22 protein-coding genes are annotated in these 24,625 nt (G+C 68.6%); 6 read left to right on the forward strand and 16 right to left on the reverse strand.

Annotated elements, in window-relative coordinates:
* Nucleotides 1-74 precede the first annotated feature (74 nt).
* The 5 genes from D514_RS34435 to truB form a co-directional block, all read right to left on the reverse strand.
* A complete protein-coding gene (locus D514_RS34435) occupies nucleotides 75-2,219 on the reverse strand; it encodes a DEAD/DEAH box helicase (protein WP_017830950.1) in 2,145 nt (714 codons plus the stop codon).
* A gap of 237 nt (nucleotides 2,220-2,456) precedes the next feature.
* The gene (locus D514_RS34440; protein ID WP_017830951.1) at nucleotides 2,457-3,407 is read right to left on the reverse strand and encodes a bifunctional riboflavin kinase/FAD synthetase; all 951 of its coding nucleotides are present in this window, start codon (nucleotides 3,405-3,407) and stop codon (nucleotides 2,457-2,459) included.
* Complete coding sequence (locus D514_RS34445) at nucleotides 3,404-3,841, reverse strand: hypothetical protein (RefSeq protein ID WP_031206268.1); 438 nt, start codon at nucleotides 3,839-3,841, stop codon at nucleotides 3,404-3,406. Before D514_RS34445 ends, D514_RS34440 begins: the two co-directional genes overlap by 4 nt.
* 57 nt (nucleotides 3,842-3,898) lie before the next feature.
* Complete coding sequence (locus D514_RS34450) at nucleotides 3,899-4,267, reverse strand: hypothetical protein (protein WP_017830953.1); 369 nt, start codon at nucleotides 4,265-4,267, stop codon at nucleotides 3,899-3,901.
* Nucleotides 4,264-5,157: a tRNA pseudouridine(55) synthase TruB gene (gene truB, locus D514_RS34455; RefSeq protein ID WP_017830954.1), complete on the reverse strand. Its 894-nt coding sequence runs from the start codon at nucleotides 5,155-5,157 to the stop codon at nucleotides 4,264-4,266. Before truB ends, D514_RS34450 begins: the two co-directional genes overlap by 4 nt.
* A gap of 127 nt (nucleotides 5,158-5,284) precedes the next feature.
* Between truB and D514_RS34460 the strand changes: the two genes are divergently transcribed.
* Nucleotides 5,285-6,151, forward strand: coding sequence for an A/G-specific adenine glycosylase (locus tag D514_RS34460; protein WP_017830955.1), 867 nt, complete (start codon nucleotides 5,285-5,287; stop codon nucleotides 6,149-6,151).
* A gap of 25 nt (nucleotides 6,152-6,176) precedes the next feature.
* On the opposite strand, the gene D514_RS34465 is transcribed toward D514_RS34460, so the two are convergent.
* From D514_RS34465 to nusA, 5 genes are all read right to left on the reverse strand, one after another.
* Nucleotides 6,177-8,255, reverse strand: a complete 2,079-nt coding sequence (locus D514_RS34465) for a helix-turn-helix transcriptional regulator (RefSeq protein ID WP_017830956.1) — start codon at nucleotides 8,253-8,255, stop codon at nucleotides 6,177-6,179.
* 162 nt (nucleotides 8,256-8,417) lie between these two features.
* Nucleotides 8,418-8,843: a 30S ribosome-binding factor RbfA gene (gene rbfA / locus D514_RS34470; protein WP_021199404.1), complete on the reverse strand. Its 426-nt coding sequence runs from the start codon at nucleotides 8,841-8,843 to the stop codon at nucleotides 8,418-8,420.
* A 95-nt stretch (nucleotides 8,844-8,938) separates the two neighbouring features.
* Nucleotides 8,939-11,698 carry a translation initiation factor IF-2 gene (gene infB, locus D514_RS34475; protein ID WP_017830958.1) on the reverse strand — a complete coding sequence of 920 codons (2,760 nt, stop codon included), beginning with the start codon at nucleotides 11,696-11,698 and terminating at the stop codon, nucleotides 8,939-8,941.
* A 94-nt stretch (nucleotides 11,699-11,792) separates the two neighbouring features.
* The gene (locus tag D514_RS38540; RefSeq protein ID WP_081603931.1) at nucleotides 11,793-12,047 is read right to left on the reverse strand and encodes a YlxR family protein; all 255 of its coding nucleotides are present in this window, start codon (nucleotides 12,045-12,047) and stop codon (nucleotides 11,793-11,795) included.
* A gap of 62 nt (nucleotides 12,048-12,109) precedes the next feature.
* Nucleotides 12,110-13,093 (reverse strand): transcription termination factor NusA, encoded by a 984-nt coding sequence (gene nusA, locus D514_RS34480; RefSeq protein ID WP_017830959.1) that lies wholly within the window; start codon nucleotides 13,091-13,093, stop codon nucleotides 12,110-12,112.
* A gap of 131 nt (nucleotides 13,094-13,224) precedes the next feature.
* Between nusA and D514_RS34485 the strand changes: the two genes are divergently transcribed.
* On the forward strand, nucleotides 13,225-14,580 hold the full coding sequence (locus tag D514_RS34485) for an FAD-dependent oxidoreductase (protein WP_017830961.1): 1,356 nt from the start codon (nucleotides 13,225-13,227) through the stop codon (nucleotides 14,578-14,580).
* Here the strand turns inward: D514_RS34485 and D514_RS34490 are convergent.
* On the reverse strand, nucleotides 14,549-15,589 hold the full coding sequence (locus D514_RS34490; protein ID WP_017830962.1) for a TIGR00730 family Rossman fold protein: 1,041 nt from the start codon (nucleotides 15,587-15,589) through the stop codon (nucleotides 14,549-14,551). The genes D514_RS34485 and D514_RS34490 overlap by 32 nt on opposite strands.
* A 141-nt stretch (nucleotides 15,590-15,730) precedes the next feature.
* Here D514_RS34490 and D514_RS34495 point away from each other — a divergent pair, with 141 nt between their 5' ends.
* Nucleotides 15,731-16,234, forward strand: coding sequence for a pyridoxamine 5'-phosphate oxidase family protein (locus tag D514_RS34495; protein WP_017830963.1), 504 nt, complete (start codon nucleotides 15,731-15,733; stop codon nucleotides 16,232-16,234).
* Between the two features lie 18 nt (nucleotides 16,235-16,252).
* Here D514_RS34495 and D514_RS34500 read toward each other — a convergent pair whose 3' ends face one another.
* Both D514_RS34500 and D514_RS34505 read right to left on the reverse strand, forming a co-directional pair.
* Nucleotides 16,253-18,010 carry a proline--tRNA ligase gene (locus D514_RS34500; protein WP_017830964.1) on the reverse strand — a complete coding sequence of 586 codons (1,758 nt, stop codon included), beginning with the start codon at nucleotides 18,008-18,010 and terminating at the stop codon, nucleotides 16,253-16,255.
* 42 nt (nucleotides 18,011-18,052) lie between these two features.
* Nucleotides 18,053-18,823, reverse strand: a complete 771-nt coding sequence (locus D514_RS34505) for an isocitrate lyase/phosphoenolpyruvate mutase family protein (protein ID WP_017830965.1) — start codon at nucleotides 18,821-18,823, stop codon at nucleotides 18,053-18,055.
* An 80-nt stretch (nucleotides 18,824-18,903) separates the two neighbouring features.
* Between D514_RS34505 and D514_RS34510 the strand changes: the two genes are divergently transcribed.
* Together D514_RS34510 and D514_RS34515 are read left to right on the forward strand one after the other, a co-directional pair.
* Nucleotides 18,904-20,319 (forward strand): RNB domain-containing ribonuclease, encoded by a 1,416-nt coding sequence (locus D514_RS34510; protein WP_017830966.1) that lies wholly within the window; start codon nucleotides 18,904-18,906, stop codon nucleotides 20,317-20,319.
* A 213-nt stretch (nucleotides 20,320-20,532) separates the two neighbouring features.
* Nucleotides 20,533-21,438: a hypothetical protein gene (locus D514_RS34515; RefSeq protein WP_017830967.1), complete on the forward strand. Its 906-nt coding sequence runs from the start codon at nucleotides 20,533-20,535 to the stop codon at nucleotides 21,436-21,438.
* 8 nt (nucleotides 21,439-21,446) lie between these two features.
* Here the strand turns inward: D514_RS34515 and D514_RS34520 are convergent, their stop codons facing one another.
* The 3 genes from D514_RS34520 to ispG form a co-directional block, all read right to left on the reverse strand.
* Nucleotides 21,447-22,313, reverse strand: a complete 867-nt coding sequence (locus D514_RS34520) for a hypothetical protein (protein ID WP_017830968.1) — start codon at nucleotides 22,311-22,313, stop codon at nucleotides 21,447-21,449.
* 63 nt (nucleotides 22,314-22,376) lie between these two features.
* Nucleotides 22,377-22,709, reverse strand: a complete 333-nt coding sequence (locus D514_RS34525) for a hypothetical protein (protein ID WP_017830969.1) — start codon at nucleotides 22,707-22,709, stop codon at nucleotides 22,377-22,379.
* A 17-nt stretch (nucleotides 22,710-22,726) separates the two neighbouring features.
* The gene (gene ispG / locus D514_RS34530; protein ID WP_174233197.1) at nucleotides 22,727-23,878 is read right to left on the reverse strand and encodes a flavodoxin-dependent (E)-4-hydroxy-3-methylbut-2-enyl-diphosphate synthase; all 1,152 of its coding nucleotides are present in this window, start codon (nucleotides 23,876-23,878) and stop codon (nucleotides 22,727-22,729) included.
* A gap of 60 nt (nucleotides 23,879-23,938) precedes the next feature.
* On the opposite strand from ispG, the gene D514_RS34535 reads away from it, so the two are divergent.
* Nucleotides 23,939-24,565 (forward strand): hypothetical protein, encoded by a 627-nt coding sequence (locus D514_RS34535; protein WP_017830971.1) that lies wholly within the window; start codon nucleotides 23,939-23,941, stop codon nucleotides 24,563-24,565.
* Nucleotides 24,566-24,625 lie beyond the last annotated feature (60 nt).

Here is a 24,625-nt window from a genome sequence, read left to right on the forward strand (position 1 = left end):
CCGATATCGTCGAACTTCCCGATCTCGGGAGTTCTCCCACCGGATCCGACGTTAAGAACGGTGGTTCTTGACGCCTACGCTCCGCCCAGCGCCTGTCGCAGCAGGTGCATGAGTGCCGCCAGCTGCACCGGCTCTGCGGCCGATTCCTCGATGGCTTCACCATCGAGAGCGCGCGCCGCGAGCCCCTGCTTCTGGTCGATCAGCTCCGCGATCTTCGTGTCGATCGTGTGCGCGGCGATGATCCGCCACGCGGTGACCGGCTCGCCCTGGCCGATGCGGTGCACACGGTCGATCGCCTGCGTCTGCTCGGCGGCCGTCCACGACAGCTCGGCGAGCACGACGTTCGACGCAGCCTGCAGGTTGAGCCCCACGCCTGCCGCGGTGAGCGAGCAGACGGCGATGCCGACCTCGGGGTCGCCGTTGAAGTCGTCGATGGCCTGCTGCCGGACCGTGGAGGTCTGGTCGCCGCGGATCGACACCGAGCGGATGCCTGCCGCGGCGAAGTGCGCCTCGGCCTGGTCCATGACGTCGATGTGCTTCGCGAAGAACACGACCTTGCCGACCGAGCGCTGCAGCTGAGCGGCGTAGTCGGCAGCCAGCGGCGCCTTGGCCTGACCGATGCGACGGACCATGGTGAAGACGTTGTCTCCCCCGGTGCCGGCGGCCTTGGACTCCTCGAGCTCGTTCTGGGCGACCAGCCGCACGATGTCCTCGTCGATCTCTCCCGACGCGAGCCCACGGTCTCCGCGGGCCTCGATGATGCGGCGGTAGCGAGCGGCGAGCCGCTCCCCCAGCTCGCGCTCGGCCTGACGGATGCTGCGCCCGAACTCGTCGTCGAGCTGCACCGGCAGATCGGCGATCAGCTTGTCCGGGAGATCGGCGGCGACATCCTTCTTCTTACGACGGACGATCCCCATGGAGATCACCGCGTCGCGGGCCTCGGGGTAGAACGCCTTGTCTGCCGGGGTGAATCCTGTGGCGTCGAGCTTCTCCATGAGCTCAGGACCCGGCTTCTCACCCGTGGTCCAGCCGAGGAAGCGCCAGATCGCGTCGAAGTCCTCGACGTCGTTGATCAGCGGCGTACCGGTGAGGGCGAGCATCAGAGGATCGTGCCCCGGAGTGCGCTCGCGCACCTGGGCGGCCAGCGACAGCACGTTCTGCGACCGCTGCGAGGAGAGGTTCTTGATGAAGTGCGCCTCGTCGACGACCATCCCGCGCAGACCGATGGAGGCGAGCCACGACATGTGCCGGTCGAGGATCTCGTAGTTCACGATGAACACGTCGGCGAACGCGTCGATGTCATCGCCGTCGCCCTGGATCACCGTCGCTCGGCGCTGGGGCGTCCAGCGCTCGACCTCCCGCGCCCAGTTCATCTTCACGACGTTGGGCACGACCACCAGCAGCGGGTATGCGCCCGCGACGGAAGCGGCGAGAACCGACTGCGCGGTCTTGCCGAGACCGGGCTCGTCGGCGAGGAGGAAGCTGCGGTGTCCGGCCTTGACGGCTTCGAGGAACCGGGACTGATGCACCATGACCTCGAGGCCCTTGGGCGAGATGTGGTCGAACTCCGGCGCCGGCGGCAGATCCATCGACGCGGCGGACCCACCGGCCCCCGTCTCGAAAGCCTTGTACAGCGGCCCCATGAGCTCCCAGCCGTCGAGACGGCGGCGCGGTGTGACCGTCGAACGCGGCGTCAGGTCGGGCGCGAGGAAGGGGTTGGCCAGCTGCCGCGCCTCGACGGACGGCGGCGTGACCTGGCGCTCCGCGATCGCCGCGGGGATCGCGGAGATCTGCACCGGTGCGGCGTCGGCGATGATGAGCTCTTCCGGGGCGAGTTCGGCTCCGGATTCGAGCAGCCAGTCCCGGCGCATGCGCTTGGCCACCGGCGATGTCGCCTGGTCGGCTTCCAGGAGCTGGATCAGCGAGGTGTCGCGGGCGGCCGTCTTCGCGAGGATCGTGGCCACGCCGTCGAGCCGCTTCAGCAGCTCGGCGCGTGTGGGATCGCTGATCTCGGCATCCGCCTTCACCCTGGCGCGCTCTTCGCGCACCAGGAAGGCGATCACCTGGAACTTCACTCGATTCGTGGGACCGAGCTTCCCTCGCTGCGACTTCGCCTCGATCTCGCGCACCTTGCGCGCGAGGATCGGGATGAGGGGTGCCTCATCGTCGCGACGGGACGTCTTCTTGCGCCGCGTGGCGGCGGTTGCCGTAGTCGGCATGCTCCTCCTGAGCGTGAAGGCTCCGGCTTCCCCAGGAAACCATGAGCCGTTCTCGTTGTCCGCGTGTGGCGTGAGCCAGGACCGTACGAACAGTGGATCTTCTTCCCACCGGGGAACGCGAGAGTCGCGAAGTTCGGCGGGAGCCGATGTCCATTCTATGCCATCGCGCTCGCTCAGAGGAGATCGCCCACGCCGAGCCGTCCATCCCGCATGGGCGAACCGGGGATCCGCTCTCGGCTAGGACGGGAGCCCGAGAGCCCGCGCCGCATCCGTGACATCGGCACCCATCTGCACCATCAGCTTGTCGATGCCCTCGAAGGCCACCATGCCCCGCAGCCGCTCGACGAACTCCACCGTGACGTCGTGCCCGTAGAGGTCGAGGCCCGTCTCTCCCAGCACGTGAGCCTCGACCTGTCGCACGAGGACGTCGTCGAAGGTGGGATTGGTCCCGACGGAGATCGCCGACGGATGCCGGATCCCGGTGTCGTGGTCGACGAGCCATCCCGCGTACACGCCGTCCGCCGGCACGAACGCATCGACGATGGTCGAGAGGTTCGCCGTGGGGAACCCGAGTTCCCGCCCGCGCTTGAGCCCGTGCACGACGACTCCGCGTACATCGGGATGGCGTCCGAGCACGGTCGTCGCCGCAGCGACGTCGCCCTCCATCAGCAGCTCGCGGATCCAGCTCGACGACACGCGTCGCGTGGAGCCCGGGAGGTACACGTCGTCGACGACCTCGACCGTGAAACCGTGGCGAGGACCGAGCTCGCGCAGAAGCTCGGGGGTTCCGGCTCCCCGAGCGCCGAACCGGAAGTCCTGTCCGACGAGGACCGTGGAGACCCGAAGGGCTCCGACGAGGATGTCGACGACGAAATCCTCAGCGCTGCGGGCGGCGAGTTCCTCGTCGAACGTGAGCACCAGAGTGGCGTCGAGCCCGAGCTCGCCCAGGAGGTCGAGCTTGCGCTCGACCGTGACGACGTTCTCCGGGCAGCGGTCGGGACGGATCACGGCCAGCGGGTTGCGGTCGAACGTGACGGCCACCGACCGGCTGCCCGTCGCTGCGGCCGCTGCCTCGAGGCGCTCGATCACGGCTCGGTGGCCGGCATGGACGCCGTCGAACTTGCCGATCGCGACCGCGCTCGGTCCGAAGTCGTCGGGCACCTCGTGCGGGCTGCGGAAGACGATCACGCGCCGACCTCGACCGGACGCACGACGTCGGCCGGGCGGTGCGTGCGCAGCCACCAGATGCCGAAGAGGGGCAGGACCAGCGGAATGAACAGGTAGCCCCGCCCGAACAGCGACCACACGGTCTCATGCTGGAACAGGTCGGGCATCAGAAGGCTCAGCACCCCCACCACGAGGACGCCGGTGAGTTCGAAGACGATCGCGACCCACGCGACCGAGTACCAGCCGCGGCGGCGGGCCAGGACGAGGGCGAGTGTGGCGAGGATGTACACGACGGCGGCGAGTGCGGAGAGCGTGTACGCCAGCGGCGCCTCGTCGAAGCGACGGACGATCTGCACGAAGCTGCGTCCGGTCGCGGCCAGTGCCATCACGGCATAGACGATCACGAGGACGCGACCGATACCGGTCATCCGAGAGGAGGGGGCGGTGGAGCTCATAGCGCATTCCATCCTAGAGCCGCAGGAGAGGTCGGGTCTGCGCTCCGACCCGCCGCGTCACGCGATCTGGACGGACCAGATGACCTGCATACGCCACAGCATCACCGCGATCGCGAGCGCCGCCACCCCGAGGATCACCGTGCTCCAGCGGCTGCGCTCCATGAGCGCCCACAGCACCGCGCCGACGGGCAGGAGCACCGCGGAGACCAGGTAGACCCAGTACTCGAGCAGGTCTCCGGTCGGAGGGTTCCCGGTCAGCGGCGCGACGATGGCGACGATCACCTGCACGATGAGCAGCACCTCGACGAGGGCGAGGGCGCCGACACTGAAGTCGCTCGGCCGTCTGCCGATCAGACCCGCGACGAGACAGAAGATGCCGGCAGCGACGGCGATGACGATCTGCGCGATCGTGAGCCACAGGATCATCGGTCGCCCTCCGGCATGTTCATGGCGCTCTTGAGGTCGGCACCGCGCTTCTCGACGATGCCGATCAGGAGCCCCTCCGGGTCGATCGCTGCACCGATCGCCTCTTCGAGGCGCGCGGCCTGGCCGCTCAGCCGCTTGCCGTGACGCAGGTCTCGAGCCTCGTCGGCGGACATCTCCAGCACGGGGAGGATACGGGCGGCCGCCTCTCCCGGAGCCAGGGTCGCGGCGCCCTCCAGCGCGTCGAGGTCCACGGCATCGGACACATCGAACGGGCCGACCCGCGTGCGGCGCAGCGCGGTGAGGTGACCACCGACACCGAGGGAGGCCCCGAGATCACGCGCGAGGGAGCGGATGTACGTTCCGGACGAGCAGTCGACGACGACGTCGAGGTCGAGATGCGCTTCGCCCCGCCTGGTGGCGAGCAGGTCGAAGCGCGACACGACGACGTCGCGTGCGGCGAGCACGACCTCTTCGCCGGCGCGGACGCGCTCATAAGCGCGACGACCATCCACCTTGATCGCCGACACGGCACTGGGAACCTGCGAGATCTCACCCGTGAGCTGCGTGATGCCGGTCGACACCGCCTCATCGGTCACCGCGTCCCACGCTTCGGGCGCGGCCGTGGTGAGGATCTCCCCTTCCGCATCGTCCGTGCCCGTCGTCTGGCCGAGACGGATCGTCGCCAGGTAGGTCTTGTCCGCACCGACGATGTAGGTCAGGAGCCTGGTCGCGCCCTCGATGCCGATCACCAGCAGTCCGGTCGCCATCGGGTCGAGTGTTCCGGCGTGCCCCACCTTGCGGGTGCCGAACGCGCGTCGCGTGCGGGCGACGACGTCATGACTGGTCAGCCCTGTGGGCTTGTCGACGAGAAGGATGCCGGGCGAGACCATCCCCCCAGCCTACCGAGCGCGCGAGCGGGATCTGCGCGTGCGGATGCCCGGTGGCTCCCCTCTCCTGGCCGTCGATCCGCTCGCATAGGCTGGACGGGTGCCTCTCCCACCGGCCTCTCTCGAGCTGATGTCGCCTCTGCCGACGTGGTATCGAGCGACCGCTCGCGACCTGCCGTGGCGTCGACCCTCCTTTCACGACGAGTTCGGCGCCTGGGGCGTCCTGGTCAGCGAGTTCATGTTGCAGCAGACGCCCGTCACGAGGGTCATCCCTCACCTCGAGGCGTGGTTGGAGCGCTGGCCGACGCCCTCCGAGATGGCCACCGCATCGACAGCCGACGTCGTGCAGCAGTGGGCGAACCTGGGATATCCCCGGCGCGCGCTGTGGTTGCACCGTGCCGCGGTCGAGATCACCGAGCGACACGGGGGGATCGTTCCGCGGGAGGTGGACGCCCTGCTGGCCCTTTCCGGCATCGGCGACTACACCGCTCGCGCCGTCGCGGTGTTCGCCTACGGCGACCGGCATCCCGTGGTCGACACGAACACCCGACGGGTGCTCGCCCGCGCCGTCGAGGGCAGGGCGCAGCCGGGACCCCCTTCGCGGCGAGACCTCGTGCTGATGGCGGACCTGCTGCCGGATGATGTCGCAGAGGCCGCGGTGTTCAATGCCGCAGCGATGGAGCTCGGCGCCACGGTGTGCACGTCCCGGGCGCCGCGATGCGAGCTGTGCCCTCTCGCCGGCAGCTGCGCATGGCTGGCCGCCGGGAGACCGGACACGGGTGATGAGCGCCGACGCCAGGCCGCATACGAGGGGTCTGACCGACAGGCCCGCGGTGCGGTGCTGAAGCTGCTGCGGAGCATCGACCCCGACGCCGTCCCGCTCGACGCCGTCCTGCCGGACTGGCCCGATCCCGGGCAGCGTGATCGGGCGATCGACTCGCTCATCGCCGACGGACTCGCCGAAGCAGATGGGGCGTCTCTGTTCTTGCCGCGGTGACGACGACCGGCTCAGGCGCGACGGCTCAGAGGTGCTGCTCTGTGCGGTGGGCGAGCACCGTCAGCTCGACCCGGCTCCGCACGCCGAGCTTGGTGAAGACCCGGCCGAGGTGGACTTCGACGGTGCGGACGGAGACGTTCAAGGCTTCGCTGATCTCGCGGTTCGCCGCACCGCCGACCGCGCGCATGGCCACCTCCAGCTCGCGCGTCGTGAGGTGAGGCGACCAGGCCGCGCGGCACGCGGAGAGAGCACCGACCGAGGAGACGACGCTCCCCTCTCTCGCATCGAGCCGATCCAGTCTGCCGCGCACCGCTCGTGCCCATGCCGTCGCACCCGAGAGCTCGAACAGCCGTTCCGCGTACTGGAGGTGGATCCTCGCCGAGGAGTGATCGTCGCGAATCGCATGCTGTGTTCCGAGCATCGTCTCCACTCGCGCCCTGGCGAACGGCGAGCTCAACGTGCGTGCGATGTCGCGGACCTCATCGCTCTCGGCACGCCACCGTCCGTCGCCTGCCGTCGCGACACGGACCCGCAGGCGCTGGGCGAGCGCGATCTCCGGAGGCTCGATGGACGCCTCCGTCGTGCCGCGACCGGCGGCGATGACGGCCAGCTCGTCCAATCCCGGTACCGCCATCGTGGTCTGCGGCCCGCCGAGATCGGACCACAGCCGAACCGTGGTGGCGGCATCGTCGAACGAGCCGGCGAGGAATGACTGGATGCCGCGGTCCACCAGGAGGTCGATCTTCGCTCCCCCGGGCAGGGCGACGGTGAGTGAGCGGGCGAACGGTCCCAGCTCGCCGAGCACCGCCAGATCGAGGCGTCTGGCGAGCACCACTCCCAATCCGGCGAACGGCATCGCGATCGGAAGGCAGAGCGCCGCCTGTATCAGCCGGTCCCGCGCGACACCGATGTCGCCCCGCCACACGAGCAGCAGGACCTCGACGACGGCGCGATACGCCTGGACGACCGGGCTGTGCTCGTATCCCGGCACGAACGGGTCCGGCTCGCCGGACAACGCCGATTCGTCGGTCGCGATGAGGCGCAGGGCCAGATCGATGTCCCCCTCCACGGCGGCGCGCAGCGTGCGCAGCATCCCGCCGCTCACCGGGCCGGATCCCGCGACTTCTTCGATGTCACGGTCCCCCACGAGGAGCCAGCTCAGCGCCACCACAGGATCCCTCAGCTCATGCTCGGCACCGATCCTGGATGCGCCGTCGCGGAGCGCGTCGAGCCACGTTCGCATACCGCGCCGGTCGCCGCGTTCGGCGCAGAGTATCGCGGCGAGGGCGGCCGCCCTGGTCCAGTGGCGCCAGTCGCCCTCGTCAGATGTCTGCGGCCGCAGCGACATCGGATCGACCTCCGGAACAGCACCCTGCAGGACGGTCTGGGCGACGATCAGCGCCCCGAGACCTGCCAACCGGTATCGCTCGGTGCCGTGCGGGTACAGGGCCCCCAGCCACGCGGCCGCCTCCCCTGCGAACCCGGCGCCCACCGCCGACGCGCCGGCGACGAGGCGCGCCTCGTCCTGGTCTTCGCCCACCGCATGCTCCCAGGCCTCCCTGGCGAGCAGCAACGCCCGATCCGGGTATCCCGCCTCGCTGAGCTCCCTGGCGATGAGGGTGAGTTCCGGCGCGGTGGTCGGCTCTGCCTCGAGCGACGCCCGCGCCCGATGCCAGTCCGCGCTCACTCGTTCGCCGCGACGGTGGAAGACCGCGCTCAGTCGCCCGTGAACCGCCGCTGTCTCTGCAGCACTCGTCGTCGCCCGCAGCCAGATCGCCAGTCGGGCGTCGATGAAGCGCACCCGACCGGCGTGCACGGCGAGGTGGGCTCCGACGCCGGCGGAGGTGACCTCGGCGGCCGAGCGCCCGTCGAACTCGAGAATCGGATCGAGAGCATCGTCCAGGCACACCGCGAGTGCGAGAAGCAGCTCGCGATCGCGTCCATCGAACGCCACGTCCTCGAACCTGTGCGCGATCGCAGGTACCAGCGGCAGGGGCGTCGGCACCGGGCGCAGACCGTGTCGTTGATCCGGGGTCAATCGCTGGACGACCTCACGGATGGTCGCCGTGTCCGCGTCCAGATCATCGGCGAGGCGAGCGAGCACGTGGGGCGCGCAGCCGAGATCCTGCGCGAGCAGCTCCTCCAGGAGGAGCCCGACGGCAGCGGGCGCGATGAACGGCCCCCCAGACGCGTTCGTACCCTCGATGCCGATCCCCCTCAGCTTCGCGGGATGCCGTCCCGCGAAGCCGAGCGTATCAAACGGCGCTCACTCCGCGTCGTCGTCGGTACGGTATGGGTCGGCGTCGCCGGCGTGAGAAGCCGAGGACGCGAGCTTGGCGACGTCGGCATCACGCTGTTGCGCTTCACGCAGCAGCGCGCCGATGTGGTCGGCGTTCTCCGGAAGCGCGTCAGGAATGAACTCGAGGGTCGGCACGAGCCTGGTGCTCAGTTGCCGTCCGACCTCGCTGCGCAGCATTCCGGTCGCCGAGGTGAGCGCCGCACCGCTGGAGATGCGCTCCTCCTCCGTGCCCAGCACAGTGTAGAACACCGATGCGTGCTGGAGGTCGCCGCTCACGCGGACGTCGGTGATGGTGACGAAGCCGAGGCGCGGATCGCGCAACCCCTTCTCCAGCCGTTCGGCGAGGATCACGCGGATTCGATCCGCGAGACGGGCCTGTCTTTCGCCTGCCATTGTTCTCTCCCTGTCCAGGAACCCTCAGGGCGTCCCCCGTCTCCGTGCTCCGGAAGGAGCAGGAGAGGGAGACGCCCGAAGGTGTGTCGAATTGATCAGCCGCGAGGCTTCTCGACGAGCTCGGTCGTCTCGATCTCATCACCGATCTGGATGTCGTTGTACTTTCCGAGTCCGATACCGGCCTCGTAGTCCGTGCGGACCTCGGTGACATCGTCCTTGAAGCGACGCAGCGACTCGATGGCGAGGCCATCGGCCAGCACGACGCCGTCGCGGATGACGCGGGCCTTGGCGTTGCGCGTGATCGTTCCCGATCGCACGATGACACCGGCGATGTTGCCGAACTTCGAGGAGCGGAACACCTCGCGGATCTCGGCCACGCCCGACTGGACCTCTTCGTACTCCGGCTTGAGCATGCCCTTGAGCGAGCTCTCGATCTCGTCGATCGCGTTGTAGATGACGGAGTAGAAGCGGATGTCCACGCCTTCACGGGCGGCACGCTCGCGTGCCTTCGTGTCGGGGCGCACGTTGAAGCCCACGATGATCGCGTTGTCGATCGTCGCCAAGTTCACGTCGGACTCGGTGATCGCACCGACACCGCGGTGGATGATGCGCAGCTGCACCGAGTCGTCGACCTCGATCTTGAGCAGCGACTCCTCGAGCGCCTCGACGGCACCGGAGACGTCACCCTTGATGATGAGGTTGAGCGACTCGACCTTGCCCTCTTCGAGAGCACGGGTGAAGTCCTCGAGCGAGATGCGCTTGCGGGCCTTGGCCAGCTGGGCGTTGCGCTCGACCGCTTCACGCTTCTCAGCGATCTGGCGAGCCATGCGGTCTTCCTCGGTGACGATGAAGACGTCGCCAGCGCGCGGCACGGAGTTCAGACCCTGCACCTGCACCGGACGCGACGGGTAGGCCTCGAGGACCTGCTCGCCGTTCTCGTCCGCCATGGCACGCACACGGCCGTAAGCCGTACCTGCGACGATCGCGTCGCCGACCCGGAGCGTTCCGGACTGGATGAGCACCGTGGCGACCGAACCGCGACCCTTGTCGAGCTTGGCCTCGATGGCCACACCGCGAGCGGCCTTGTTCGGATTGGCCGTCAGGTCCAGACCTGCGTCTGCGGTGAGCAGCACGGCATCCAGCAGTTCCTGGATACCGGTGCCGGCACGAGCGGACACGTCGACGAACATGACGTCGCCACCGAACTCCTCGGCGACCAGGCCGTACTCGGTCAGCTGCTGACGCACCTTCGAGGGGTTGGCGTCGGGCTTGTCGACCTTGTTCACCGCGACCACGATCGGCACGTTCGCCGCCTGCGCGTGGTTCAGCGCCTCGACCGTCTGCGGCATGATGCCGTCGTCGGCTGCGACCACGAGGATCGCGAGGTCGGTGACCTGCGCACCACGGGCACGCATGGCGGTGAACGCCTCGTGACCCGGGGTGTCGATGAACGTGATGGCGCGCTCGATGCCCTCGTGCTCGGTCCAGACCTGGTAGGCACCGATGTGCTGGGTGATGCCGCCGGCTTCACCCTCGATGACGTTGGTCTGACGGATCGCGTCGAGCAGTCGCGTCTTACCGTGGTCGACGTGACCCATGACGGTGACGACCGGGGGACGGATCTCGAGGTCGTCTTCGCTCTCGGCTTCCAGCTCGGCCTCGAGGTCGAGACCGAAGCCCTCGAGGAGCTCCTTGTCCTCGTCCTCGGGCGAGACCATCTGGATCTTGTAGCCGAGCTCGGCACCGAGGACCTCGAACGTCGCCTCGTCCAGCGACTCGGTGGCCGTGGCCATCTCGCCGAGGTTGAAGAGGATCGTCACGAGGGTTCCGGGCTGCACCGTGTAGCCGGTCAGCGTCTCGATCTTGTCGGCGAAGTCCGCGATCGATGCGCCGCGGCGCATGCGGATGATCTCTCCGTTACCGCGGGTGACGTTGACGCCACCGACGACCGGAGCACTCCGCATCTCGAACTCTTGCCGCTTCGCCCGCCGCGACTTGCGCTGCTTGCTCTTGCCGCCGCCCTTACCGAAGGCACCTGCGGTACCACCGCCGGGGCCGCGGCCACGACCGCCGCCGCCGCCGGGACGACCGGCGAAGCCGCCGCCGCCACCGGGACGTGCTCCGGGACCACCGGCACCGCCGGGTCCACCGGCACCGCCGGGGCGACCGGGGCCGCCGGGACGCTGCTGGAACGGAGCACCGGGACGACCGCCCTGGCCACCACGAGGAGCACCGGGACGAGGCGAGCCGGGACGCGGTGCACCCGGACGGGGTGCGCCGGGACGCGGGGCCTGCGGACGCGGGATGTTGCCAGGCGTCGGACGCTGGCCCATGCCCTGCGCGGACGCGAAGGGGTTGTTGCCCGGACGGGGACCGGCCGGACGCTGGCCCATGCCCTGCGCGGAGGAGAAGGGGTTGTTGCCCGGACGCGGAGCGCCGGGGGTGGGTGCGCCGCCTTCAGCGGGCGCGGATGCCTCCGGAGCTGCCGGTGCAGGCGCCTCTGCCGCGGGGGCAGGAGCGGGCGCGGCAGGGGCCGGTGCCGCGGGGGTAGGAGCCTCCGGCGCAGGCTTGGGACCGGGCTTCGGGCCCGGGGTCGGCGCCGGCTTGGCAGCGGAGCCCGTACCGGGCTTCGCTGCAGACGCCGCGGCAGGCTTCGCCGCAGGAGCGGCGGGGGCTGCGCCCTTGAGCGAGCTGTCGGCCTCGATCGCCGCGCGCAGCTTGCGCGCCACCGGCGGTTCGATGGTCGAAGACGGGCTCTTCACGAACTCGCCGAGTTCCTTGAGCTTTGCAAGTGCGATCTTGCTGTCGACGCCGAGTTCGGCGGCGATCTCATGTACGCGTGGTTTACCAGCCACAATTCTCCTGTCTGAGTCGGTCCACCCAGACAGGGCAGACCACTAGTCGCGGACGGGTCTCATTTCGAGCCGTTCACTTTGTTTCCATAGCTGTTCAGCCTTTGTTTCTTGGTGGGTGCTGTTCGAAGGTCCGTGTGTCCAGCTGAGTGGTCACACGCAGTGCTCGTCCGAAAGCTCGTCGCCGCAGAGCGGCCTGGATGCAATCGGGTGTCGGATGCACCCACGCGCCGCGCCCCGGCAGGACAGCACTCTCATCGGGGATGAGGGTGTCGTTCTGGGCCACCACCCGAAGAAGGGCGGAGCGGGGAGCACGCGTGCGACAACCGACGCACGTTCGTACGGGTTCCATCTTACACCTGCGTTTCACCCTTGCCTCGCCCGTTCCCGGGCGCGGCGGAAGGCCGAAGGGGATCAGTCGAGCACGCTGTCCGGCTGGATGTCGATCTTCGCACCGGTGAGCTTGGCGGCCAGACGCGCGTTCTGACCCTCCTTGCCGATCGCCAGCGACAGCTGGTAGTCGGGCACCAGGGCGCGGACGGCCTTGGTGCCTGCATCGAGCACGAAGGAGCTCGTGACCTTCGCGGGCGAGAGGGCGTGGGCGACGAAGGTCGGCAGATCGGCGTCGTAGTCGACGATGTCGATCTTCTCCCCCGCGAGCTCCTCGGTCACGGCGCGCACGCGACGGCCCATCTCGCCGATGCAGGCACCCTTGGCGTTGATCGACGGGTCGTTCGCCTTGACCGCGATCTTCGTGCGGTGGCCGGCCTCGCGGGCGAGCGCGACGATCTCGACCAGTCCCGCCGCGATCTCCGGCACCTCGAGCGCGAACAGCTTGCGCACGAGCCCCGGGTGGGTGCGGGAGACGGTGATCTGCGGGCCCTTGAGTCCCTTGGCGACGCTCGTGACGTACACGCGCAGGCGTGAACCGTGGGTGTACTCCTCGCCCGGCACCTGCTCCTCGGGGGGCAGGATCGCCTCGACGGCTCCGAGATCGACGTGGATCATGCGGGGGTTCGGGCCCTGCTGGATCACACCGGCGACGATGTCGCCCTCTTTGTCCTTGAAGTCACCGAGCACGACGTCGTCCGCGATGTCGCGCAGACGCTGGCTGATGACCTGCTTGGCGGCGAAGGCCGCGATACGCCCGAAATCGTCCGGCGTGGCGTCCTCTTCGCCGATGATCGCGCCCTCTTCGTCCTTGACGACCTGCAGCACGGCGACGTGGCCGGTCTTGCGGTCGAGGTCGACGCGAACGCCCTCGGGCGTGACGCCGTCGGCGGAGACGTGCTTGGAGTACGCGGTCAGGATCGCCTGCTCGATGATGGAGACGAGTTCTTCGAAGGGGATCGCCTTCTCCTTCTCGATCCCACGCAGCAGACTCAGTTCGATGTCCATGACGGCCTCTCTATTCAGCTCTCGTCGCGCCTGTTCGCACGCGCGACATCCGTACCACGATACCCTGTGCCCACCGGCTCCCGCACGGCGGCGGCGGCGTCGGGATCCGGGAGCCGCTCGAGGAGGAGCACGTGAGCACATTCGACACGATCGTGATCGGCGCCGGGATGTCGGGGCTCACGAGCGCCCGGATGCTCGCCGACGCGGGTCAGAGCGTCGTGGTCCTGGAAGGACGCGACCGCATCGGCGGTCGTATGCACACCGACCGTGGCGCCGGATTCCCGGTCGACCTCGGCGCGTCGTGGATCCATGGGATCGAGGACTCACCTCTGTGGAGCCTCGTCCACGCGCTGAGGATCCCAGCGATCGAGTACACGGTGGGCAGCTTCCAGGTGGGCGGTCGCCCGATCGAGAACTTCGACGGCGACGGGCATCCGATGGACGAGGCGGCCACCGCGCAGTGGATCGCCGACGTCGACATGGCCGACCGCCTGCTCGTGGAGGAGATCGCAGCCTCCTCCCCCGGCGACACCTACCTGGATGTGACCGAGCGTGCCCTCGACCGGTCGGGATTCACCCCGGAGCGCATCGACGACATCCGCGAGTTCTTCCGCCATCGGGTCGAGGAGCAGTGCGGCGCCTGGATCGGCGACCTCGACGCCCATGGCCTCGACGAGGACGCGATCGAGGGCGACGAGGTGATCTTCCCCCGCGGGTACGACGAGCTGCCCCGACGCATCGGCTCCGGCCTCGACGTGCGTCTGGAGACGGTCGTGACGCGGGTGAGCTGGTCGCACGATGGCGTCGTCGTGCACGCGGGCGAGACGCAGTACCGAGCCGCCAGGGCGATCGTGACCGTGCCCCTCGGGGTGCTCAAGGCGGGAACGATCGCGTTCGAGCCGGCACTGCCCGATGCGGTCGCAGGCCCCGTGTCCCGGCTCGGCATGGGCGTCTTCAACAAGGTGTTCGTCCAGTTCCCCGAGCGCTTCTGGAACGAGGGGACCTACGTGATCCGTGCCCTCGGCGAGGCCGGCGAGCACTGGCACTCCTGGTACGACGTCTCCGCCGTCAGCGGCATCCCGACACTGCTGACCTTCGCCGCCGGACCCTTCGGTCGCCGTATGCAGGAGCTTCCCGATGCGGAGATCGTCGCCGACGCGGTGAGTGCACTGCGGGTCCTCTACCCGGATGCCGTGGGCGAGCCGCTCGCCCACTGGGTCACCCGCTGGGGTGAGGACGAGTTCTCGAACGGCTCCTACTCGCACCTCGCACTGGGTTCCACGCATCACGACCACGACGCGCTCGCAGGGCCCGTCGACGGGGTACTGCACTTCGCCGGCGAGGCCACCTGGGGCGACGAACCGGCAACGGTCGGTGCGGCGTTCTACTCCGGGCACCGGGCCGCGGAGCGCATCCTCGATCGCCCCGTCGACCTCACGGACTTCGCGGCCCGCATCACCGCGCGGGAGCAGACGGAAGCGCGTTGATCGCTCCGATCAGCCGGAACAGGTTGCCCACCTGCCGCTGATCCAGGTGCAGGATCAGACGCGGCAGGTCGAGGTTGTCGTCGTCGGCGACCTCGGGTTGCCGCGGAGCCGTCCGCTCGATCCGGCCCGTCGAGAGCATCGAGGCGAACTGCTGGTTGAGCGTTTCGATCTCGTCATCCGTCGGCACGGCCCTCAGGCGCAGCACCAGGGCGTCGCCGACCCACCGCAACGAGTCGTAGTTGTGCCAGAACCCGGTGATCTCCGCGCGCGCCGCCTCCACCGAATCCGTGATCACGACGCGGTCGAAGTCACCCTCCGAGATCACCCCGGTCGGAGCGAGGTGATCGTCGATGAAGCTGCGCAGACCCTGCCAGAAGGTGCCCCCGGGCTCGTCGAGGAGAACGATGGGGGTCGGCTCGGCCTTCCCCGTCTGCTGAAGGGTGAGCAGCTCGAACATCTCGTCGAGAGTGCCGAATCCGCCGGGAAGGCAGATGAATCCGAGCGATTCCTTGATCAGCATGAGTTTGCGCGTGAAGAAGTACTTCATCGCGACGACGTGGTCCTGACCGGCCACGAAGCCGTTCGGCTTCTCCTCGAAGGGCAGCCGGATGGAGACGCCCAGCGAGAGAGCGGGGCCCGCTCCCTCCGACGCCGCCTGCATGATGCCGGGTCCGGCACCCGTGACGACCATCCAGCCGTCGCCCGCCAGGGCCGCCGCCACATCGCGAGCCGTGAGGTAGAGCGGATCGTCATGCCGGGTGCGGGCCGATCCGAAGACGGTCACCTTGGGGACTCCGCGGAACGGCGCGAACAGCCGGAACGCATCGCGCATCTCAGCCAGAGCCGCCGAGGCGATCTTGAGGTCGAGACGATCGGCACCGTCCTCGCCGAGCAGGATCGCCGTGCGCAGCATGCGCATGACCAATCGTCGATCGGCGTGCACTCCCGCGTCGTCGAGCACGGCGTTGATCTCGGAGCTGAGGGCCTCGGGGAGTGGTTCGTCGATCATGTCACCAGGGTGTCATGCGACGGTGCGACCGCGGGCCGCAACGCCGGGGTGTCGCTGCGAGACGCCGGCACCTCCCTGTCACGGCACCGCCACGGTGTCAATGCCCGTGACCACCGCCACGGCAGGCGGCACGCTGATGCCATGACCGAGATCACAGGACCCGAAGCCCTCGCCCGCGTCGCCGAGCTCGTGGAGGACATCGACATCACGATGCTCACCACCACCGACGACGGCGGCAACCTCGTGAGTCGACCGATGTCGACCCGGCAGATGGACGATGCCGGCGACATCTGGTTCTTCACCTCCGAAGACACCGAGAAGGTCGATGAAGCGCGCAAGCACCGTGACGTCGGACTCGCCTACTGCGATGCGAAGGGGATGCGCTACGTGTCCGTCGCGGGAACGGCAGAGGTCGTGCATGACCGCGCGAAGATGGAGGAGCTCTACTCCGCGTCTCTGGAGATCTGGTTCGCCGACGGCCTCGACACTCCCGGCATCGCGCTTCTGAAGGTGACCCCGAAGGTCACGGAGTTCTGGGAACCCTCGAAGGGCAGGCTCGCGCTCGCTGCGGGTGCGCTCAAGTCCCTCGTCACCCGCGACACGCCTGACGACGACATCATGAACCACGGCCGCATCGTCTGCTGACGACGCGGCCGCACGGGCTCAGCGGGTGGAGAGCCGCCCGACGACCTCGTCGACGGTGACCGCGTCACGCTCCCCCGTGGTGCGGTCCCACAGCTCGACCTGGCCTTCGGCGGCGCCACGTCCGACGATGACGATCTTCGGGACGCCGACGAGTTCGGCGTCGCCGAACTTCACACCGGGCGATACCTTGGGGCGGTCGTCGTAGAGCACGTCGAGTCCCGCGGCCTCGAGCTGCGCGGAGATGCTCTCCGCCACCTCGAACGCGACCTGATCGCGACTTGCGGCGACGACCTGCACGTCGAACGGCGCGACGGACGCCGGCCAGATGAGGCCCTTGTCGTCGTTGTTGAGCTCGGCGATGATCGCGAGGATGCGGGTCACACCGATGCCGTACGAGCCCATCGTCACGGTGACGAGCTTGCCGTTCTCGTTCAGCACCTTCAGCCCCAGGGCCTCGGCGTACTTGCGGCCGAGCTGGAAGACGTGCCCGATCTCCATGCCTCGCGCGAGCTCGACCGGGCCCGAGCCGTCGGGTGCCGGGTCCCCCGCGCGCACGTTCGCGATCTCCACGACGCCGTCGGCCGCGAAGTCGCGTCCGGCGACGACGGAGTGCGCGTGCTTCTGGTCGATGTTCGCGCCGGTGATCCAGCTCGTGCCCTCGCTCACACGCGGGTCGACCAGGTAGCGGATCCCGGTCGCGGACTCCTCGCCGAGCACCGCCCCTGTGGGCGACCAGGGGCCGATGTAGCCCTTCACGAGCAGCGGGTTGTTCTCGAAGTCGTCGGCGGTCGCCGTCTCGACCTCGGCGGGCGCGAAGGCGACCTCGGCGCGCTTCTCGTCGACCTCGCGATCGCCGGGGATGCCGACGATGACCAGCTCGCGCGTGCCGTCGAGGTGCGTGAGTGCGAGCACGACGTTCTTGAGGGTGTCGGCCGCGGTGTACTCGCCCTCGAGCTCACGGTTCGCGTGAACGACCAGCGTCTCGATGGTCGGCGTGTCCGGGGAATCGAAGATCACCGGGGTCGCGTCGGCGTCGTAGGCGATCGCCTCCGGAACCGCGGTGGTGAACGCCTCGACGTTGGCCGCGTATCCACCGGCGCTGCGCACGAAGGTGTCTTCTCCGACCGGTGTCGGGTGCAGGAACTCCTCGCTGCGGGAGCCGCCCATGGCGCCGGCGTCGGCCTGGACGATCACGTACTCGAGTCCGAGCCGCTGGAAGATGCGCTCGTACGCGTCGCGCTGCGCCTGGTAGCTGGCGTCGAGACCCTCGTCGGACGAGTCGAAGGAGTACGCGTCCTTCATCGTGAACTCGCGGCCGCGGAGCAGGCCCGCCCGGGGGCGCGCCTCGTCACGGTACTTGTCCTGGATCTGGTAGATCGTGAGCGGCAGGTCTTTGTACGACGAGTACAGGTCCTTCACCAGCATGGTGAAGGCCTCCTCGTGCGTGGGCGCGAGGAGGTAGTCGCCTCCCTTGCGATCCTGAAGACGGAAGAGCAGATCGCCGTACTCGTCCCAGCGGCCGGTGGCCTCGTAGGCCTCACGCGGCATGAGAGCCGGGAAGTGCACCTCCTGCGCGCCGGCAGCAGCCATCTCCTCGCGGACGACGGTCTCGATCTTCGACTTGACGCGCAGCCCCAGTGGCAGCCACGCGAAGATGCCGGCGGCCTGCGGGCGGATGTATCCGGCCCGGATCAGCAGCCGATGGCTGGCGACCTCTGCGCCTGCAGGGTCTTCACGGAGCGTGCGGAGGAAGAAGTTCGAAAGACGAGTGACCACGGAGCAAGTCTAGTGAGCCGCGGTCACTCGTCTTCGACCGTGTCAGTTCAGCGCCGGAAGGTTCCCCGGGACCACACCGCCCGCGTAGAGGTCGGCGGCGAGCTCCTGCAGCGCGGTCAGCGCGACGCGCTGCGGCAGCGGACCGTACGAGATGCGCGCGACGCCGAGTTTCTCGTACTCGGAGGCGGCGAGGGCGCCGGGGAGCCCGATGACGCTGACCTTTCGCTCTCCGATGCCCTCGACGAGCTGACGGGTGACGTTCATGTCGAGGATGCCGGGGATGAACACGGCCGTCGCTCCCGCGTCGAGGTACGCCCGACCGCGCTGGATGGCGTCGGCGATGCTCTCCGGCACCGGGCGCCCTCCGGCGCGGACGAACGCGTCGGTGCGGGCGTTGAGGGCGAACGGGACACCCTCGGCCTCCGCCGCCTTCACGATCGCTGCGACAGCGGCGACGGACTCGTCGAGCGGCTTGAGGCGATCCTCGATGTTCGCGCCGACGACCCCGACGCCGATCGCGAGGCGCGTGGTCTCGCCCGCGTCGCCGTATCCGTCATCGAGGTCGGCCGAGACCGGCACCGCGACGGCAGCCGCGATGCGACCCACCATGTCGATCATGATCTCGCGCGGAGTGGCACCGTCGTCATAGCCGAACGACGCGGCGATACCGTGCCCGGCCGTGGCGATCGCCTTCGTCTCGGGGAGGGCGGCGACCGCCCGCGCGGAGACGACGTCCCACACATTCACGACGCGGAGGATCTCCGGTGCGTCATAGAGTCCGACAAGGGTCTGGGCCTTGGCTGCAGTGGTCATGAGTCCACGCTAACGCGGGTTGGCATCCGCAGGGCCGGTTCGCCGAGCTCCTCGCGATCACTCGCGCCTAGGGTGGAGCCATGCCTCAGCGCCGATCACACGTCGCCCCGTCTGCCGCCCAGACCGAACTGGCCTCGGCGCTCGCCGCTCTGCGCGAGTCGGCCGAAGCCCCCGTCGACTTCCCTGAGGATGTGATCGCCGAAGCTGAGGCATCGACGGCGACCGTACCCGAACTCGACCTTCGCGACATCCCCTTCGCGACGCTCGATCCCGAGGGTTCTCGCGACCTCGATCAGGCGTTTCATCTCGCGCGCGACGGCAGCGGCTACACGGTTCGCTACGCGATCGCCGACGTCCCCGGCTTCGTCGCCCCGGGTGGCGCGGTCGATGCCGAGGCGCGGCGGCGCGGACAGACCCTGTACGCCGCCGACGGCTCGATCCCCCTGCATCCGCGGGTCCTGAGCGAGGATCGTGCGTCGCTGCTCGCCGATGTCGATCGACCGGCATTGGTGTGGACCTTCACCCTCGACTCCGCCGGCGTGGTCTCGACCTTCCGTCTGGAGCGCGCGTTGATCCGCTCCCGCGCCCAGCTCGACTACGCCACGACCCAGATGTCGCTCGATCGCGGCGAAGACGGGCCAGCCGCGCTGCTGCCCGAGATCGGCGCCCTGCGGATGGAGCAGGAGCGCCTGCGCGGCGGAGCGAGCCTGAACCTGCCCGATGAAGAGGTCGTGCGCGCCCAGGACGGCACCTATGCAATCGAGCGTCGCAGCCCGCTGCCCGTGGAGGAATGGAACGCCCAGCTCTCGCTCATGACGGGGATGGCAGCCGCGACCCTGATGCTCGACGCCGGAGTAGGGATCCTTCGGACCATGCCGGAACCGGATGACGCTGCTTTCGAGACGTTCCGGCACCAGACGGAAGCCCTCGGTCGAGCGTGGACGACGGGCACCTACGGCGAGTACCTGCGAAACCTCGACCGCGCCGACCCGATGACGCTCCCCGTACTGGAGGCCGCATCGTCACTGTTCCGCGGAGCGGGGTACCTGGTGTTCGACGGCGAGACACCGAAAGATGCTGTGCAGGCCGCCATCGCCGCGCCCTATGCTCACGCGACCGCTCCTCTGCGCCGACTGGTCGATCGGTGGGCCCTCGCGATCTGTCTCGCCGCCTCGAACGGCACGCCTGCCCCCGAGTGGGCACGCGCCTCACTCGCCGAGCTGCCCGCGCTGATGCAGGAGTCCGGTCAGCGCGCCTCACGACTGAACGCCGCCACGATCAACAGTGTCGAAGCCGCACTCCTCACGCCGCTGGTCGGCTCGACGATGGAAGCGACCGTGATCGAGCTGCGGGGCGAGCGTGCGGCGATCCAACTCGCCGACCCCGCGGTCACGGCGACGGCACCCCTGCCCATGGGGGCGAAGCCGGGCGATGTCGTTCAGCTCCGGGTGGCTCGGGCTGACATCGCGAAGGGAGAGGTCGAGTTCGCGATCTGAACATCCTGTCGGCCTGCTGACGTCGTCGGTGCCCACGGCCATACTGGCGGGATGCCTTCACCGTCCGCACCCGTCGATCGCTCGCCACAGAACCAGCCCGACCTCTTCGCGCTGGCGTCTGCCTTCATCGAAGTCCCGGTATCGTCCTGGCGATCAGCACCGTGGTGGTTCTTTCGACTTTGCCTCGCCGTCCCCCTTTCCTGTGCGTCCGTCGTGGTCTTCGCTCTGGCGCCGACCCAGCGCGAGCCCGGTGTCACGATGTTCATCGGTGCGGGAGTCGCCTGCGCTGTCGCCTCAGTGATCCTCATGCTGACGCTCCTGACAGCCGATGCCTACACGAAGGTGACCCGGTTCGCGCGAAGGGTCCGCCACTGGATCAGCAATGCGATGCTGGGGCTTTCCGTCCTCTTCGTCGTCGTGCTCGCTCTCGGAGCGGTGGCAGCAGGCATGACACCGGGGGTGAACAGCGACCCGCAGGTCCTGCTCCTGCTCACGACCACCGCGGTGGTGGCGGCTTTCTGGGGATGGATGGCGCTGATGATGACACCACCGTTCCTGTCCACCGCTCCGACGAGCGATCTGCATCAAGCTGGTCGGTCCTTCTCCGCGATGACGGCAGCGGCTGTCGTGCTGGTCGCCTACACCTGCTGGTTCCTCCACCCGCAGATCGAGGTGGGTGGTTCCATCTCCGTTGCGCTCGTCGCGGTCGCCGCTTGCGTCGCAGGGCGGGGGCGTGTCGTGGCAGGGATGGAGCAGAGAAGGCAGCGTCTTCTGGAGATCCTCGACGAGGGGATCACCGGACGTAGCGACGACCCGACCGAAGGACCCTCACTTCTCGCTTCCACCCTCCTCCGATTGCAGAGCGTCGCGAGCCCCAGCCCGTTCGCCAGGAGTCCGCTCCTCGATGCCCCGGCGTCGGCGGCCTGGGAGGTGCGCATGATGCTGGAGTTCTTGATCTCCGAGTACGGCGAAGGTCCGTTCCCGATCGATCTGGAACGCCGACGCGATCAGCTCGCGATGTGGAAGGAGCTCGGACACGCTGCGAGGAGCGCTGCGGTGAAGGATCTGTTACGAGCCTTGAGGTCACGTCTCGTATCGCCACACCGTCGCGCGGCGTGAGGCTGACGTCAGTCGGCTGGCGTCGCCACGGTCGTCATGACCAGAAGCTGAGGATCGCTCAGGTCGAGCGACACAGTGATCGAGGCGAACGCGGCGAGTGAGTCGACGTGCGTTCCTCCGCACAGGATCACGGCTTCGCCCTCGGGGAGTTCACAGTGCCAACGACGACGATCGACGATCGATGGGCCCTCGGTCTCGACGCTGCTGGAGACACCGGCGGCGACCCATGCCGCGAGCTGGTCGTTGACGCGTGCCTCACGATCGGCGAGCGTCGCCGCGAACGTCTCGGTATCGAACCCGGACCTTCGCAGACTCTTGCCCAGACGGTACTCGTCGACGGCCCCGTCCTCGTGGATCCGACTCGACTGATTGGCGCGGCCCTCGAAGTCGGGGGCACCGAGGGCGTCGACACCGGGGTCCTTGCGCCAGAGGTCCGCCAGGGCCCGGTCCAGCGCGAGAGAGGCGAGGTGACAGGCGGTGTGGCCGCGGCTGAGGCCGACACGACGCGCACCGTCGACCGAGAGCGTCACCCGCGTGCCCTCGACGAGAGCAGCCGGAGCGGCGCCCTCGATCCGATGCCCGACGAGCCAGGTCCAGCCGTCGGCGCCGCGCTTGACGGGGATGTCGCTCCCGACGGCGAACTCACCCTCATCCGAGATCGCGGCCATCAGCGCCTCGGTCACGTGGACGGCCTCACCGTCGACCGCGATGGTCCCCGTGTCGCCGGGCTGATCCGGCCAGGTGTGATCGACGGGGTGGAAGGGTGTCGTGTCGACGACCACGACGGGCCCGTCTGGGTGGTTCTCGACACGGGTGACGATGCCGTCCCCGGCGACGGCCCCTGCCGCGAAGGTCACGATGGTGGGCGTCGACATGGTTCTCCTAGGATTCGACGGCATGCAGTCGGCGCACGGGCTCCACAGCCCGCAGCTGACGTGTCAGTGGGACGGGGGGATCGTGAAGCTGGCGAGCTTGTCGCCCTCGACGACGAAGATGCCGTCGGACTCACCGTTGAAGACGCGGCTCGCCCATCCGAAACGGAGGCGCGTGGTGTCGCCCTCGGTCTCGGCCGAGAGCACGGTCATCTGCGCACCGGCTCCGATCGCGTCGCTGCCCGCCCAGTCGCGCACCCCAGCGGGGCCGGCCTTGACCGTGCCCCAATCGCTGACGAAACCGTCGGCGGTGAAGGCATTCACGAATGCCTCGGTGTCGGCGGCGTTGATCGCGTCGATCATCGCCTGCACAGGAGCGGGAAGTGTGTGATCGGACATGTGGTGCTCCTCCTGGCTCAGACCGTGACGACCTGGGCGGTGCCGAGCGGGGCTTCCGGGCCCATCTCGGCGGCGATGCGGTTGGCTTCTTCGATCAGCGTGGCGACGATGTCCGCCTCGGGCACGGTCTTGATGACCTCACCCTTCACGAAGATCTGCCCCTTGCCGTTGCCCGAGGCGACGCCGAGGTCGGCCTCTCGGGCCTCACCGGGTCCGTTGACGACGCAGCCCATCACGGCGACCCGAAGCGGGACGGTCATGTCCTTGAGTCCCTCGGTGACGTTCTCGGCCAACGTGTAGACGTCGACCTGCGCACGACCGCACGAGGGGCACGAGACGATCTCGAGCTTGCGCTCACGCAGGTTCAGCGACTGCAGGATCTGGTGGCCCACCTTGACCTCTTCGGCCGGCGGTGCCGACAGCGACACCCGGATCGTGTCGCCGATGCCCTCGCCGAGCAGGATGCCGAACGCCGTGGCGCTCTTGATCGTGCCTTGGAACGCCGGTCCGGCCTCGGTCACGCCGAGGTGCAGAGGCCAATCGCCCCGCTCAGCCAGCAGCCGGTAAGCCTTGACCATCACGATCGGATCGTTGTGCTTGACCGAGATCTTGAAGTCGTGGAAGTCGTGCTCCTCGAACAGCGATGCCTCCCAGACGGCGCTCTCGACCAGCGCCTCGGCCGTTGCCTTGCCGTACTTGGTGAGGATGCGGCGATCGAGCGATCCGGCGTTGACACCGATGCGCAGGGAAACGCCCGCGGCCTTCGCCGCCTCCGCGATCTTGCCGACGTTGCCGTCGAACTCCCGGATGTTCCCGGGGTTCACTCGAACCGCCCCGCATCCGGCGTCGATCGCGGTGTAGATGTAGCGCGGCTGGAAGTGGATGTCGGCGATGACAGGGATCTGGCTCTTCATCGCGATGATCTTCAGCGCGTCGGCATCGTCCTGATGCGGCACGGCGACGCGCACGATCTCGCAGCCGGAGGCCGTGAGTTCGGCGATCTGCTGGAGCGTCCCGTTGATGTCGGTCGTCTTCGTGGTCGTCATCGACTGCACGCTGACGGGAGCGTCGCCGCCCACGAGCACCTTGCCCACTTTGATCTGCCGGGACTTACGGCGCGGGGCGAGGACTTCGGGGATCTTCGGCATTCCGAGGTTCACTGCTGGCACCCCTCAAGCCTACGCCGCCAGGATGCAAGTGGGCTGGACGGACGCACCTACGCTGGATGAATGGCAGTCGTCCTCCTCACCGGCTTCGAACCCTTCGACGGCGCCGCGCGCAACCCGTCTGCGGATGCGGTGAACGCCGTGCTGGACGACTACGACGGCCCGCACGACCTGGTCGTCGCGACTCTTCCCGTCGCATTCGACGCCTCGGCGCGCCGCCTCCGCGCCCTGATCGAGCGCCACTGCCCTGATGTCGTGATCGCCACCGGTCTCGCCGGTGGGAGCTCACACATCGCCCTCGAGCGCATCGGGGTGAACCTGATCGATGCGCGCATCCCCGACAACGACGGCGCACAGCCCGTCGACGTGCCCAGCGAGGTCGGCGGCCCTGCGGCGCGGTTCTCGACGCTTCCCGTCAAGCGTCTCGTCGACGAGCTGATCGCCGAAGGACTCCCGGCACGGCTCTCGCTGTCGGCGGGCGCGTACGTGTGCAACCACGTGCTGTACACCGCGCTGGGTGCGATCGGGACGGATGCCATCGCCGGGTTCGTACACCTCCCCTGGTCGACCGGCACAGCACCCGCAGACGCTCCGCATCTCGCCGAGACGCAACTGGCGCGCGCAGTGCGTCTCGTCGTCGATCACGCCCTCGACACCGAGACGGAAGAGCCGGGCGGCAGCATCTGGTGACGTCATCGCGCTCGGGCCGCCACGCGCGATGTGGTAGTTTCGGCCCCATGCTCGCGAACT

The sequence above is a fragment of the Microbacterium sp. UCD-TDU genome (assembly GCF_000340625.1).
Classification (GTDB): domain Bacteria; phylum Actinomycetota; class Actinomycetes; order Actinomycetales; family Microbacteriaceae; genus Microbacterium; species Microbacterium maritypicum.

What these genes read in the sequence shown, in the direction of transcription:
- D514_RS38540 (WP_081603931.1), bottom strand. Translation starts at nt 12,047, where the DNA reads ATGGAACCCGTACGAACGTGCGTCGGTTGTCGCACGCGTGCTCCCCGC.
- D514_RS34445 (WP_031206268.1), bottom strand. Translation starts at nt 3,841, where the DNA reads ATGAGCTCCACCGCCCCCTCCTCTCGGATGACCGGTATCGGTCGCGTC.
- D514_RS34535 (WP_017830971.1), top strand. Translation starts at nt 23,939, where the DNA reads ATGGCAGTCGTCCTCCTCACCGGCTTCGAACCCTTCGACGGCGCCGCG.
- D514_RS34525 (WP_017830969.1), bottom strand. Translation starts at nt 22,709, where the DNA reads ATGTCCGATCACACACTTCCCGCTCCTGTGCAGGCGATGATCGACGCG.
- D514_RS34435 (WP_017830950.1), bottom strand. Translation starts at nt 2,219, where the DNA reads ATGCCGACTACGGCAACCGCCGCCACGCGGCGCAAGAAGACGTCCCGT.
- D514_RS34495 (WP_017830963.1), top strand. Translation starts at nt 15,731, where the DNA reads ATGACCGAGATCACAGGACCCGAAGCCCTCGCCCGCGTCGCCGAGCTC.
- truB (WP_017830954.1), bottom strand. Translation starts at nt 5,157, where the DNA reads ATGGTCTCGCCCGGCATCCTTCTCGTCGACAAGCCCACAGGGCTGACC.
- D514_RS34460 (WP_017830955.1), top strand. Translation starts at nt 5,285, where the DNA reads ATGTCGCCTCTGCCGACGTGGTATCGAGCGACCGCTCGCGACCTGCCG.
- D514_RS34505 (WP_017830965.1), bottom strand. Translation starts at nt 18,823, where the DNA reads ATGACCACTGCAGCCAAGGCCCAGACCCTTGTCGGACTCTATGACGCA.
- D514_RS34450 (WP_017830953.1), bottom strand. Translation starts at nt 4,267, where the DNA reads ATGATCCTGTGGCTCACGATCGCGCAGATCGTCATCGCCGTCGCTGCC.
- D514_RS34490 (WP_017830962.1), bottom strand. Translation starts at nt 15,589, where the DNA reads ATGATCGACGAACCACTCCCCGAGGCCCTCAGCTCCGAGATCAACGCC.
- D514_RS34520 (WP_017830968.1), bottom strand. Translation starts at nt 22,313, where the DNA reads ATGTCGACGCCCACCATCGTGACCTTCGCGGCAGGGGCCGTCGCCGGG.
- rbfA (WP_021199404.1), bottom strand. Translation starts at nt 8,843, where the DNA reads ATGGCAGGCGAAAGACAGGCCCGTCTCGCGGATCGAATCCGCGTGATC.
- nusA (WP_017830959.1), bottom strand. Translation starts at nt 13,093, where the DNA reads ATGGACATCGAACTGAGTCTGCTGCGTGGGATCGAGAAGGAGAAGGCG.
- D514_RS34510 (WP_017830966.1), top strand. Translation starts at nt 18,904, where the DNA reads ATGCCTCAGCGCCGATCACACGTCGCCCCGTCTGCCGCCCAGACCGAA.